This is a genomic window from Fulvivirga sp., from assembly GCF_040220315.1.
In the GTDB taxonomy this organism is placed as follows: Bacteria; Bacteroidota; Bacteroidia; order Cytophagales; family Cyclobacteriaceae; genus Fulvivirga.
On sequence record NZ_JAVJUY010000094.1, the window covers coordinates 1 to 13857 of the forward strand.

Here is a 13857-nt window from a genome sequence, read left to right on the forward strand (position 1 = left end):
TATAGCAAGAGTAAATGATCGGGTAATTGCTAAAGGAAATACAGGACAGAAGGTGCTAAAAAAGGACGTGATCGAAAAGATTTTCTCTAAATTTGAAGGCAATGACTAAGAAAGAGAAGGGGCGGTTTGCCAACGATATCAACATAAAAAATAAACGGGCAAAGTTCGAGTATGAGTTTATAGATAAATATTTGGCCGGCATGGTGCTGAAAGGCACTGAGATAAAGTCAATCAGGGAAGGGAAGGTGAATCTGCAAGACGGCTATTGTTATTTTAAGGATGGAGAACTGTTTGTGAAAAATGTTCACATAGCACCTTATGCTCAAGGGTCATTTTATAATCATTCCGAAGATAGAGAAAGGAAATTGTTGCTTAGAAAGCAAGAACTGAGCAAGCTGGAAAGTAAGCTGAATGAAAAAGGCTTAACTATCATACCAATTAGACTATTTATTAATGACCGTGGTTTGGCTAAAATGGAAATTGCATTAGGAAAAGGCAAAAAGTTGCACGATAAGCGAGATAGCATCAAAGAGCGAGATGTGAAACGTGAGATGGACAGAATGAAGTTTTAAAAATGGAGATAGGCGATAAAGGTATAGCAAGGTTAAGCATTATTCCGGTTCGCTCAGAGCCGAAGGATGCCGCAGAAATGGTAACCCAACTACTTTTTGGGGATCACTACACCATTACCGACATTTCTGATAATAAAAAGTGGTGCAGAATAAAGATGTTCTTTGATGGTTACGAGGGTTGGATAGATGCCAAACAGCATCATGCTATTTCCAACGAATATTTTGATCAAATAAATCATTCCGATTATAAAATTTGTACTGATTTATCGGCCACCATTCTATTCAATAAGCACCAAACCAATATTGTAATGGGCAGTGTTTTGCCCATTTCAACCAATGAAATTTTTAAGGTAGAAGAGCAGCTAGCCTTTAACGGTGAGGCAAAGAGCCTTAGCTCTAAACGAGACGTAGAGTTCTTAATTCAGACTGCAAAGAAATATTTAAATGCGCCTTACTTGTGGGGAGGCCGCACTCCATTTGGAATCGATTGCTCTGGCTTTACGCAGATCATTTTTAGAATGTGCGGGTTCAAACTACCCAGGGATTCTAAAGATCAGGCCGTAAAAGGTGAGCAAGTTGAATTTGAGAACAGGCAGGCTGGAGATGTACCTTTCTTTGTAAATAAAGAGGGTAAGATTGTTCATGTGGGAGTACTTATAAGTGAAAACGAAATCATTCATGCCTCAGGCAAAGTAAGAATTGATTCATTTACACAAGAGGGAATTATCCATGCTGAAAGCCACCAAAATACACATCAGTTACATGCTATAAGGAGAATTATCAAATTGTAAAATAACCGTGTAGCCTTAAACGTTTCTTGCATACCCCACCTTTACGGGGTATCTTAAACGGATGAATGGAAAGGTATTAGTACTAAATCAGGATTATAGCCCGATATCTGTATGTACAGTTCAGAGAGCCTTTTTATTAAATTACCTGAGAAAATCTGAGCTCGTACAGCCTGCCAATGGTTATAAGCTAAGATCGATTACTCAATCTTTTCCAATGCCAGCCGTCATTAGGCTCAACAAGTATGTGAATGTACCATACAAGGGAGTATCGTTAACTCGCCAGAATATTTTTAGAAGGGATAATTTTCAATGCCAATATTGTGGGCAGTCGAAAGACTTAACCTTAGATCACGTTATTCCCCGTTCGAAAGGAGGCAAATCTGTTTGGGCTAATTTGGTTACAGCCTGTAAAAAATGTAATGCTAAAAAGGGCGATAATACACCTGAAAATGCAGACATGCCATTGAAAATTAAGCCGTTTAAACCCTCCTATGTGTTATTCCTACGCGATTTTTCAGGTATGTTTTGCGATGAATGGAAGCCTTATCTCAAGGTGAAAAACAAGTGATTAGAAATTCAGTGAAAAGGCAGTACCATGGCCTAGCTCGGAATCAACAGTGAGTGTGCCGTTATGCAGCTGCATTATTTGTCGTGATAAACTTAGGCCAATACCACTGCCAGTAGGTTTAGTAGTGTAAAAAGGTATAAATATCTGCTCCAGAGCTTCCCGAGCAATGCCAGAACCATTATCTGAAACTATAATTTTAGGATTATTAGAGTCATTATAACTTACAGAAATTATTATTCGGGGGTTTTTGATGCCTTCCATGGCCTCAATAGCATTCTTTACGATATTAATAAGCACCTGTTCAATTAACTCTTCATCACCATTTATAATTATTTCTTTTGACACAATGGCTGTTTCAATCGTAACATTTGCCTTTCTTAGCTCTGCTTTTAGCAGTTGAAGCAAATGTTCTATCAACGCATCTGCATGAATTGGCTGAATTTTAGGAAGCGGTATTGAAGTGTAATCGCGATAGGCATTAATGAATTTTATTAGCCCTTTACTTCGGCCTTCGATGGTTTCAATGCCATCGTGTAAATCGTCTACAGCATCTTCATTTAAATGATATAAATCTCCTTTCCGCACCAAATCTTCTATTAAAACATCCTTTAAAGTGGAGGTAAGTGATGCAATAGGAGTGATGGAATTCATAATTTCATGGCGTAATACTTTGGTAAGATTCTGCCATGCTTCTAATTCTTTCTTCTGAAGTTCAGGCTGAATATTTTGAAGCGCAACCAGCTTTACTTTTTTGCCTCGTAATACAATTTCTGTGGCTGTTACTGATAACTGAATTTCACCTTCCAGCCTGAATAACTCACTCTTACCTGTGGGCAGATCGAAAAGTACCTTATAGAGCCTCGATTGTGTCTCGATCAACTCTTCAATATTCCTAAGGGTGTCAATTTTCAGAAACTTTTTAGCTGTTGCGTTGATGAGTTCCACGTTACCCTCTAAATCAAAAGAAATGAGTCCGGTGCTAACATGCTCTACGATGGTATTCAAATAGAGGAGGTGCTCTTCTTTTTCACTTCGGGCTTTTCTAAACGCTTCCAACACTTGGTTAAATGCCAGGTTTAATTCTTTAAAACTCTTGCCCAGGCTATCATCGGCTGAAAAGCCTGATACAAAATCAGAATATTTTACTGACTCTAAAAAGCGGGTAAGTTTTCTATTGGTATTTGAAATAAATCTGAAAAGTTCAGCGAGCTGAAAAACAACCACCAGACCTAAAACAGCAGCAGTCACATACATATCGGGTATCATGGCGCATAAAATGGTTACCGCCATGGTAAGCCCTAAAAGAATTACTCGTGAGAGTGTACGAAACCGAAAGTCATTAAAGACCATACTTCTCCAATCTTCTGTAGAGTGATGACCGCGTAAGTCCAAGCTCAGAAGCAGCCTGGGTTATATTGCCATTATACTTCTTTAGTACTTTCCTGATCAGTATTTTTTCTACTTCCTCTAGTTTAAATTGATCGAGCATCACATTTTCAGCATCATTGTTAGTTTGTTGTCCCTGATTAGTGAAATTGAAATCTTCAGGTTGAAGCACTTGAGAGTTACTCATAATCACAGCTCTTTCAAGTGAGTGTTGGAGTTCACGAACATTACCCGGCCAATGATGCTTTTGCATCCTGGAAAGGGCGCCTTCACTAATTTTACTCACATTTTTAGAGTACTTTTTGTTATAATGATCTAGGAAATGATTGGCCAACAAAGGAATGTCTTCTAACCTATTTCTCAGAGAAGGCAGTTCAATTTCAATCGTATTGATTCTGTAAAGTAAGTCTTGCCTGAACTTATTCTCTTTCACCATGTCGTAAAGTGGCATGTTAGTGGCGCATAAAAGCCTGATATCAATGTTGATTTCCTTATTGGAACCTACACGACTCACCTTTCTATTTTGAAGTACCGCTAAAAGTTTAGCCTGTAATGGCATACTTAAATTACCAATTTCATCAAGGAAGAGCGTTCCACCATTGGCAATTTCAAACCTACCAGCCCGATCTTCTTTTGCATCTGTAAAAGCGCCTTTTTTATGACCAAATAACTCACTTTCAAAAAGGGTTTCACTGACAGAGCCTAAATCAACATTTACAAAAACTTTATCTCTTCTGGGTGAATTATTATGAATGGCGCGTGCTACCATTTCTTTACCTGTTCCGTTTTCTCCAAGAATCAAGACATTGGCGTCCGTTACTGCAACACGATCAATCGTCTCAAATGTTTTTCGAATTGCTGGGCTTTGGCCGATTATGTTATCATACTTATTGTTTATCTGAAGGTTGATTTCTTTTTGCTTCGATCTTAAATCCTCAACTTCCAGCTTTGATTCGCGAAGGCGCATGGCAGAATATAAAGTGGCAAGAAGTTTTTCATTTTCCCAGGGCTTTAAAACAAAATCTGTAGCCCCGGCCTTAATGGCCTTAACAGCCATTTGAACATCTCCATACGCTGTGATTAACACCACTACAGCAGAAGGGTCCATTTCTAAAATTTGCTCCAACCAATAATACCCCTCTTTGCCACTACTCACATCCTTAGTGAAATTCATATCCAAAAGGATCACATCGTAATTTTCATTATTAATGAGCGAAGGTATGGCTTCAGGATTTTTCTCCAGATCAACCAGGGCAAAATGCCTTTTTAAAAATATTTTGGCAGCTTTCAGTAAATCCTCGTTATCATCTACAATCAGAATTTTCCCTGATTTCGTATTTTTTTCAGACATAGTTGAGTTTTATAGGTATGTACTCGCTCAATATCAAAGTTGATACCGAATTGTTCTTAAAAGGCTCTAAAAGAAAGTAGAAGCCCAAAAAACGGATTGAGTGGTACATATTGTTGCTAATGAGATTAGGCAAGTATACGAGAACTTTTCTGAAATGTTCGCATACGGACAGTTTCGTTCATCAATGAACGGTATCGGACTCTGGGATGTTCGAAAATGCCCGATTATCGATAAAAACACGTTTGGCACACTTGTTGGCATTCCCCTAACCACATAAAACACGCGACTACAAACTGCATGGATAAGAAAATTAAAAAGAAAAAATGGACGGTAAAGCGAATCTCTACAATTGGAGGTGCAACACTATTAGTTGTATTTGTTGCTTACCAACTACTATTTGCTGACAGGAGATCGAAATTAAATGTTGAAAAAGAAAAAATTACGATCGCTGAAGTAAAGAGAGGAGTATTTCAAGAATTCATTCCTCAAACCGGAACGGTAGAACCAAGTGTAACTTTTTACCTTGATGCTATCGAAGGCGGTCAAATAAAGAAAGTTTATAAGGAAAGCGGAGCCATGCTAAAAAAGGGTGATGTTATTATGGAACTCTCGAACTTGAACAGGGAATTAAGTGTATTAAGTCAGGAAGCTTCTTTGAATGAGAGTATTAACCGTTTAAGACAGACACGTCTGCAACTGGAACAAAATGACCTACAACAACAGCAGACATTAGCTTTAATTGAGAACCAACTTGAAATATTGGAGCCTCAATACAGGCGTCAAAAGTCGCTCTACGAAAAAGAGCTTATCTCTAAGCAGGATTTTGAACAAACAAAGGCGAATTACGAGTATAACCTCAAAAGAAAAGAGATTACCTACAAGAGTTACAAGAGTGATTCATTATCTCGTGTAAGACAATTGGTACAACTAAACGAGTCAGAAAGACGTATGATGACTAGTCTAACGGGTGTTGCTCAGATTTTGGATAACCTAACAATTAAATCACCAATAGATGGATTGCTAACTGCTCCTCAGATGTATGAAGGGCAAACCGTAAATCCGGGACAAAGAGTAGGCCAGGTGGACAAAGTGGGCAGTTATAAAGTAAGTGCTCAGATTGACGAACTTTATTTGCCAAGAATATCTACCGGATTAAAGGCTACAACCAGTTTTGCTGGTGGAGACTATGAATTAGAGATTACTTATATTTATCCTAATATTAATAACGGTAGATTCCAGGTAGATATGCAATTCTTGGGAGAAGCCCCTGAAGGAATTAGAAGAGGCCAGTCGTTAAGATTAAGAATTGAGTTAGGTCAGTCTTCAGAAGAATTGCTGCTGCCAGTAGGTGGTTTCTACAAAGATACAGGTGGTAACTGGGTATTTGTGGTAGATGATTCTGGTGCAAAAGCTGAGAAGAGGGATATAAGGTTAGGAAGAAAGAATACAGAACACTTTGAAGTATTGGATGGGTTAGATCCGGGAGAAAGAGTAATTACTTCATCGTACGACAACTTTGGAGATAACGAGGTACTCGTATTACAATAAATAAAGGTCATCCCGATGGGTATCGGGATAAACAAGAACTAAACATTACTGAAATGATTAAAATCAAAAACTTACAAAAGGTTTACACTACCGATGAGGTAGAAACAACAGCGCTTAACAGTATAAACATTGAGATAAAAGAAGGGGAGTTTGTAGCGATAATGGGACCATCTGGATGTGGAAAGTCAACATTATTAAACATTCTCGGATTGTTGGATAACCCAACAGATGGCGAATATCACTTTGGTGAGCACGAAGTATCAGGTTATTCTGAAAGACAAAGAGCTCAGTTAAGAAAAGGTTCAATTGGATTCGTTTTCCAGAGCTTTAACTTAATTGACGAGCTAACAGTATTCGAAAATGTTGAATTACCATTACTTTACTTGAAAGTACCTTCTGCCGAAAGAAAGCAAAGAGTAGAAGAGGTTTTAGAGCGCATGAACATCATGCACAGAAGAAACCATTTCCCTCAACAACTTTCTGGTGGTCAGCAGCAAAGGGTAGCAATTGCCAGAGCTATTGTTGCCAAGCCAAGAGTAATATTGGCCGATGAGCCTACTGGTAACCTTGATTCAGCCAATGGTGAAGAAGTAATGAAGCTTTTGGCTGAATTGAATGAGGAAGGAACTACGATTATCATGGTTACTCACTCACCTTACGATGCAAATTATGCACACAGAGTGATCAACTTATTCGATGGTAAAGTGGTAACTGAAAACATCAAAGAGCAGTTTCATATTTAATTGTACTGTTAATAAAACTAAATCCCGATGTAACCTATCGGGATTTTTTACCGTAAGGTACTATGCAATGCAAGGTAACTTGCAACAAAATTTCACTTTAGGTGCAACCTTTTTTTAGAAATTGCATCTAATAAAAAAGGTCAAAAACTCAAAACAACAACCCATGATTAAGAATTACCTAAAACTCGCTTTTCGGAGTCTTTGGAAGAAGAAGACATTCGTTACCATTAATGTGCTTGGTTTGGCTGTATCTATAGCTTGCTGTATTGTGGCATACCTCAATTATGATTATGATGCCAGCTTTGATGTTGAGCATACCAACAAAGAAAATATCTACAGGCTCAATAGTCTCAGAAATTTTCAAGGCAGAATTACCAAACATGGAATAATTCCAAGGCCACTTGGTGCCCTTGCTGCAGAAAACGTTTCTGATTTTGATAAAGTGGCCAACTACATCAATCCTAATGAAAAGTTCAGAATAGAAGATGAACTGTTTAATACGAACATCGTTTTTACTGAACCTTCATTTTTCGAAATTTTTACCTTCCAACGAGCTCAGGGTCAATTGGATATCTCTGAAAATGCCAATATTGTAATCAGTGATGAGTTAGCTCAAAAGTATTTTGGAGATGAAGATCCGTTGGGCAAAGTAGTTACACAAGTTTTAGATAGCGGAGTGCGAGACTATAAAGTAGCTGGTATCTTCAAAAAGAAACCACAAAACTCAAGTTTTGGTGGCGTGGAGGCATTTGCTTCTTTCGAAAATTATTACCTCACAGATCCTGAGAGAAAAAGAGATGACTGGGCACGATGGACCACAACTTTTGCCCTTTTAAATGATAAATCAAGAATTCCGGCTATTGAAAATCAATTAAACGAATATATCGAGCTTCAAAATGAAGCCAGGGAAGATTTTCAGATTACTAATTTTTATTTAGACCCTTTGGTGGGTATGGCATCAAGAGCTTCTTCAGATAATATTAGTGGATGGACATATCAGGCAATGCATCCCATGGCGGTGATTGCTCCTGCAATTATGGCGGGTCTCTTACTTTTATTGGCTTGCTTCAATTTTACTAACACTAGTATTGCTATGGCCGGCTCCCGATTGAAAGAGATTGGACTAAGAAAAGTGATGGGTGGTATTAGGCTTCAACTCATAAGACAATTTATGTTGGAAAGCCTCGTGTTATGTTTTGCTTCATTAATTCTTGGAGTCATTATAGCCGAGTTGCTTGTGCCAGCTTATGCCCAGTTATGGGAGTTTGATTTGCAATTAGTCTATTCAGAAAATGTAGGATTATTTGGGTTTTTAGTAGGTATGCTTGTACTAACCGGTTTATTAGCTGGTAGCTATCCTGCATTTTACATCAGTAAATTTGAACCGGTTACCATTTTAAAAGGCACTCAAAAATTTGGAGGCACAAGCCCATTTACCAAAGTGTTGCTTACCGGTCAATTGATCATTGCTCTTTTGGCCATTATTGCCAGTATTTCATTTATACAAAATGCCAAGTATCAAAAAGAGTTTGATATGGGCTATGAGGGTGATGGCATCATACACGTAGCATTTGATAACTATGACGAATATGAAGTTTATAAAAATGCAGTTGCCAATGATGGAAGAATTGTCTCCACTACCGGATCGCAAGATCAATTATTTGAAGCTTATAGAAATGACCCAATAAGATTTGAAGAACTTCAGGAGGAGGTTGATATATTGAAAGTTGATGAGAATTATCTCGAAACTATGAATATCAGACTAACAGAGGGTAGAAATTTTATGAAGGATAGTGAAACAGATATTAAAGAGTCAATTCTTGTCACAAAAGAATTAGTGAAACGATTTAAATGGGATAACCCTATCGGCAAACGATTGGTTTGGGCAGATTCCGTTCAATTATTTGTGGTAGGTGTGATTGACGATGTTTATACCCGCTCATTATGGAATCCGCTTGAGCCAATGATTTTAAGAATGTCTGCAAAGGATGATTACAGATTTTTAACTGTTAATACAAGGCCATCTGAAGTAGTTGAAGTGAATGAATACTTAGAGGCAAAATGGAAAGAAATATTCCCTGATAGGCTATACACAGGAGAGTACATTAATATAGAAATTACCAACGCCAATATGGTGAATAAGAACATCGTTACTATGTTTACCTTTTTGGGTTTGGTGGCAACGATACTTTCGGTTTCAGGATTATTTACACTTGTTTCGTTGCATATACTTAAAAAGCTAAAAGAAGTGGCCGTACGTAAAGTGCTGGGAGCTTCTGTAAAAAGTGTAGTTCTAAAACTGAATAAGCAGTTTTTTATTATCATGCTTATAGCTATCGTAATCAGCTCTGCAATTAGTTACTTTATGATTGGCGGTTTAATGAGTTCCATTTGGGCTTATCATGTAGAATTGGGTGCATTTGTCTTTATTTCGTCCGGTCTTGTGTTTTTACTAATCTCTACCCTTACTGTAGGCACTAAAGTGTACAGGGCCGCGGCATCAAATCCGGTGAACTCTTTAAGGAACGAATAAATTGAAGTAAGGCTGTAACATTTTCTTAAGTGTTACAGTCTTACGACTGTATTATAACAACAACACTTTCAAGGTCATGCTAAAAAACTATTTCAAAGTTGCCATGCGCAACATTCAAAAACAAAAGTTCTTTTCCATAATCAATATTTTGGGTCTTTCTGTTGGAATGGCAGGGGCTTTATTCATCTCATTATATATTTACGATGAGTTGAATTTTGAGAAATTCAATAAAAAAGGAGACAGAATATATCGGGTAAACCTGCATGGTAAATTATCGGAACAGGAAATTTATACAACAAATTCCTGCCCGCCAATGGCTCGGGCCTTGATGGATGAAATACCTGAAGTGGAGGAGGCAGTGCGAGTGCGTGACATGGGAGAGTGGATTTTTAGAAATGGTTCACTGGCCTTTAATGAAGAAAACGTTTATGCGGCTGACTCCAACTTCTTTAATGTTTTCAGTTTTAAAGTGTTGCATGGCAACCCTAAAACAGCTCTAGTTGAACCCAATACAATGGTGCTCTCTTCAGACTTAGCCATTAAATATTTCGGTAGTGAAACAGCGGCACTTGACCAAATCTTGAATATTGGTAACAATAAGGGCGAATATAAAGTAACAGGTGTCATGGAAAATTCCAGGCCGGATTCACATTTCAAATTTGACGTAATTTTGTCTATTCGATCAATTCCATGGTTGAATAATAACAACTGGTTAAACAATACCTTATTAACATACTATGTGCTAAGAGCAGACGGTGATCCAAAAGCCGTAGATGAAAAGTTAGAGCCTATTATGGCTCGAAATGTTACGCCTATCATGCAGCAATTCGTAGGTAAGTCGTTAGAGGAATTTAGAAAAGAGGGTGGTATTTATGAGTATTTCAGCTTTCCTTTAAACGATATTCATTTGTACTCTGATTTTGAAGATGAGCCAACACCTACAGGTGATATTTCTTATATCTATATCATGACAGGTATAGGCCTTTTCATTATCCTGCTCGCTTGTATCAATTTTATGAACCTCACAACAGCCAGATCTGCAGGCCGTGCAAAAGAAGTAGGGTTGAGGAAGACATTGGGCTCGCTGAGACAGACGCTCATTGCTCAATTTTTAGCTGAGTCTATGATCTACTCAGTATTTGCTGGGTTGATTTCACTGTTAGTAGTTTATCTACTTCTGCCTTCTTTTAACTCATTGGCAGGCAAGTCATTAACTTTTGGAGGGATATTGGAGCCAACTATTCTGTTTACATTTTTAGGTTTGGTACTGATTGTTGGTATTCTGGCAGGTAGTTACCCGGCTTTTTACTTAACCAGCTTTAAAATTACCGAAGTGTTAAAAGGAAAGCTACGGGCTGGAATGAAATCTGGTGCAGTGAGGAGTGTATTAGTGACATTCCAGTTTTGGATATCAATAGTTTTGATTATTTGCACCGCTATTGTTTTTCAGCAGCTTGCATTTATTCAGAACAAAAACTTAGGAATCGACAAAGAGCACATCTTAATTATTGAAGATGTTAGTAGACTGAATAATGATGTTCAAGCATTTAAAAATGAACTGGTTTCTAATTCATTTGTAGTGGGGGCAAGCTTTTCTAACAATACCTACCCCGGCACCAGCAATAATACTGTGTTTAAAACCACGAATTCTGATCAGGATTATCTGGCGGCAACTCATTTTTCAGATTATGATCACCCTAAAACATTAGGCTTTAAAATGCTTGAAGGAAGATATTTCTCCGAAGATTTTCCAGCAGATACAGCCGTAGTGGTTGTTAATCAGGCGGCTGTTAAAATGTTTGGATGGGAGAATCCATTGGAGTCAAAAATTATCAATTTCAACTTTGAGCAGCCGACTGAGATGGAGGTCATAGGTGTGACTGAAGACTTTAGTTTCGAGAATTTAAAAATCAATGTAAGGCCATTGATTCTTTTATTAACCAAGGAAGCCAATACGCTCTATTTAAGATATTCAGGTGAGAAACCGGAAAATGTGCTAAACGCACTGCAAGGCACTTGGGATAAGTATGCAAATGGCGAGCCTTTACAGTACTCATTTTTAGATGAAGAATATGATGAGGCATTCAGGGCGGAGCAGCGACTTGGTCAGGTATTTACTGTGTTCACCACGGTAGCCATCTTTATTGCTTGCCTTGGATTATTTGGCCTTTCAGCATTTATGGCAGAGCAAAGAACCAAAGAAATTGGCATAAGAAAAGTAATGGGAGCGAGCGTGTGGAAAGTGACCGGGCTTATGTCAAAAGACTTTTTGAAACTTGTGGTTATAGCCTTTCTGCTTTCTATTTATCCTGCATATTATGCTATGGAACAGTGGTTGAACAGTTTTGCCTTTAGAATAGATATAAGCTACTGGGTGTTTGCTATAAGTGGAATTGTTGCCATAGGAATAGCCTATTTAACTGTGAGCTATCAGTCACTTAAAGCAGCAAAAGTAAATCCGGTAGATTCTTTGAGGTACGAATGATTGGCAAAGAGCTTAGGGCAAAGAGCAGAGAGCTAGGAGCGTAGGGCTTAGAGTAATTTACTAAGCTCTAAGCTCTTGGCTCTATGCCATATTACACGACAACATTCACAATTTTATTTGGCACAACAATTACCTTTTTAGGATCCTTCCCTTCCAGCCATTTTTGGATTATTTCTGAAGCTAACACCTGTTTCTCAATATCTTCTTTTGGCATATCTAAAGGAAAACTCATTTTAGCACGCATTTTTCCGTTTACAGATACAGGATACTCGTGCTCACTTTCTACAAGGTATTTTTCATCATACTCTGGGAAAGTAGCTTTTGTAACACTTTCTACATGGCCTAATTTGCTCCATAACTCTTCAGCTATATGCGGTGCATAAGGCGAAAGGGCAATTACCAATGGCTCCAGAATTTTGAACTTGTTGCACTTCAATGAAGTAAGTTCATTGGTGCAAATCATAAATTCACTCACGGTTGTATTGAATGAATAGTTCTCGATATCCTCCTTCGTTTTCTTAAGAGTTTTATGAAGTACTTTTAGCTCTTCTTTGGTAGGCTCTGCATTACTTACTTCAAACTGATCCTGATCATTGTGGAAGAGGTTCCAGAACCTTCTCAAAAATTTGAATACACCATCAATTCCATTTGTATTCCATGGCTTAAACTGCTCTAACGGCCCTAGGAACATTTCATAGAGTCTTAATGTGTCTGCTCCATAACGTTCAATGATATCATCCGGGTTAACCACATTGTATTTGGATTTTGACATTTTCTCTACTTCTGAGCCACACAAGTATGATTTGTTTGCTTCAGGTATGATAATGGCATCAGCTAGTTCTGGTCTCCAGGCTCTAAACTCAGCTATTTCAAGTACATCATTATTCACTAAACTTATATCTACATGCCTTGGCGTGATTTTATAGTCGGTTAATTTGGTGAACGACCATGAAGTATTATTCTTTTTGTTGAATGACTCTATACCTTCATTGATTAGTCGTTCAATGATATCACTTTCAGCCTTGGTGATGTTTGATTTCTTAATTTTGTCAACAATACCTTTCGAGAGATAAATCTCAGGGCTTACATCGGCAGAATTATCAGTTTTGATATTCAAGCGATATACAAAACTCGATACCCCTTGAATCATCCCTTGGTTGATCAGTTTTTTGAATGGCTCATCAACTGTAACTAATCCAAGGTCATATAAAAACTTCGTCCAAAAGCGTGCGTAAAGCAGGTGCCCGGTGGCATGTTCTGAACCTCCAATATAGAGGTCTACATTTTCCCAATATGCCTGGGCTTTTTTGCTAACAAACTCTGATTCGTTGTGGGCATCCATATAGCGGAAGAAATACCAGCTACTGCCAGCCCAACCCGGCATAGTACTTTTTTCAATGGCATCTCCTTGCTCTGTTTCCCAATTAGTTGCTCTTCCCAAAGGAGGTTCACCATCTTCGGTTGGTAAGTATTTATCTACCTCAGGCAATACCAAAGGCAGCTTGGATTCATCCATTAAGTAGGGGATTTCATCTTTAAAGTATACCGGTAAAGGTTCGCCCCAATAACGTTGGCGAGTAAAAATTGCATCGCGCATGCGGTAATTCACTTTTCCACTTCCAATCCCTTTCTTTTCTAATTCTTCAATGCCTTTTCGTATAGCTTCTTTTGGAGATAGACCATTCAGGAAATCAGAATTGATGATTTTACCTTCCCATGTAGGATCAGCCTTTTCCTCGATATTCATTGCATCATTGATGGCAGGGATTGGTAAATCAAAATGTTTGGCAAAGTCATAATCTCTCTGATCGCCAGAAGGTACAGCCATAACTGCACCAGTTCCATAACCTGCCAATACATAATCAGCTAACCACACTGGA

General features: G+C 38.1%; 11 protein-coding genes. 8 read left to right on the forward strand and 3 right to left on the reverse strand.

Features of this window, described 5'->3' with window-relative positions:
- The first annotated feature begins 101 nt into the window (after window positions 1–101).
- From smpB to RLO81_RS04235, 3 genes are all read left to right on the forward strand, one after another.
- Complete coding sequence (gene smpB, locus RLO81_RS04225; protein ID WP_350107693.1) at window positions 102–572, forward strand: SsrA-binding protein SmpB; 471 nt, start codon at window positions 102–104, stop codon at window positions 570–572.
- 2 nt (window positions 573–574) lie between these two features.
- On the forward strand, window positions 575–1363 hold the full coding sequence (locus tag RLO81_RS04230; protein ID WP_350107696.1) for a C40 family peptidase: 789 nt from the start codon (window positions 575–577) through the stop codon (window positions 1361–1363).
- A 61-nt stretch (window positions 1364–1424) separates the two neighbouring features.
- Window positions 1425–1931, forward strand: a complete 507-nt coding sequence (locus RLO81_RS04235; protein WP_350107699.1) for an HNH endonuclease — start codon at window positions 1425–1427, stop codon at window positions 1929–1931.
- On the opposite strand, the gene RLO81_RS04240 is transcribed toward RLO81_RS04235, so the two are convergent.
- Both RLO81_RS04240 and RLO81_RS04245 read right to left on the reverse strand, forming a co-directional pair.
- Entirely contained in the window at window positions 1932–3281 is a 1350-nt protein-coding gene (locus tag RLO81_RS04240) for a sensor histidine kinase (protein ID WP_350107702.1), read from the reverse strand. It lies immediately after the preceding gene.
- A complete protein-coding gene (locus RLO81_RS04245; RefSeq protein WP_350107705.1) occupies window positions 3271–4668 on the reverse strand; it encodes a sigma-54-dependent transcriptional regulator in 1398 nt (465 codons plus the stop codon). Before RLO81_RS04245 ends, RLO81_RS04240 begins: the two co-directional genes overlap by 11 nt.
- Window positions 4669–4768: 100 nt before the next feature.
- Here RLO81_RS04245 and RLO81_RS04250 point away from each other — a divergent pair, with 100 nt between their 5' ends.
- The 5 genes from RLO81_RS04250 to RLO81_RS04270 all read left to right on the forward strand — a co-directional run bounded on the left by RLO81_RS04250 (window position 4769) and on the right by RLO81_RS04270 (window position 11977).
- Window positions 4769–4945, forward strand: coding sequence for a hypothetical protein (locus RLO81_RS04250; RefSeq protein ID WP_350107708.1), 177 nt, complete (start codon window positions 4769–4771; stop codon window positions 4943–4945).
- A gap of 20 nt (window positions 4946–4965) precedes the next feature.
- A complete protein-coding gene (locus tag RLO81_RS04255) occupies window positions 4966–6216 on the forward strand; it encodes an efflux RND transporter periplasmic adaptor subunit (protein ID WP_350107711.1) in 1251 nt (416 codons plus the stop codon).
- 53 nt (window positions 6217–6269) lie between these two features.
- On the forward strand, window positions 6270–6959 hold the full coding sequence (locus RLO81_RS04260) for an ABC transporter ATP-binding protein (RefSeq protein WP_350107714.1): 690 nt from the start codon (window positions 6270–6272) through the stop codon (window positions 6957–6959).
- 163 nt (window positions 6960–7122) lie between these two features.
- Window positions 7123–9492: an ABC transporter permease gene (locus RLO81_RS04265; RefSeq protein WP_350107717.1), complete on the forward strand. Its 2370-nt coding sequence runs from the start codon at window positions 7123–7125 to the stop codon at window positions 9490–9492.
- 76 nt (window positions 9493–9568) lie between these two features.
- On the forward strand, window positions 9569–11977 hold the full coding sequence (locus tag RLO81_RS04270) for an ABC transporter permease (protein WP_350107720.1): 2409 nt from the start codon (window positions 9569–9571) through the stop codon (window positions 11975–11977).
- Between the two features lie 91 nt (window positions 11978–12068).
- Here RLO81_RS04270 and RLO81_RS04275 read toward each other — a convergent pair.
- The coding region (locus RLO81_RS04275) for a class I tRNA ligase family protein (RefSeq protein ID WP_350107722.1) at window positions 12069–13857 on the reverse strand (1789 nt) is incomplete at its 5' end.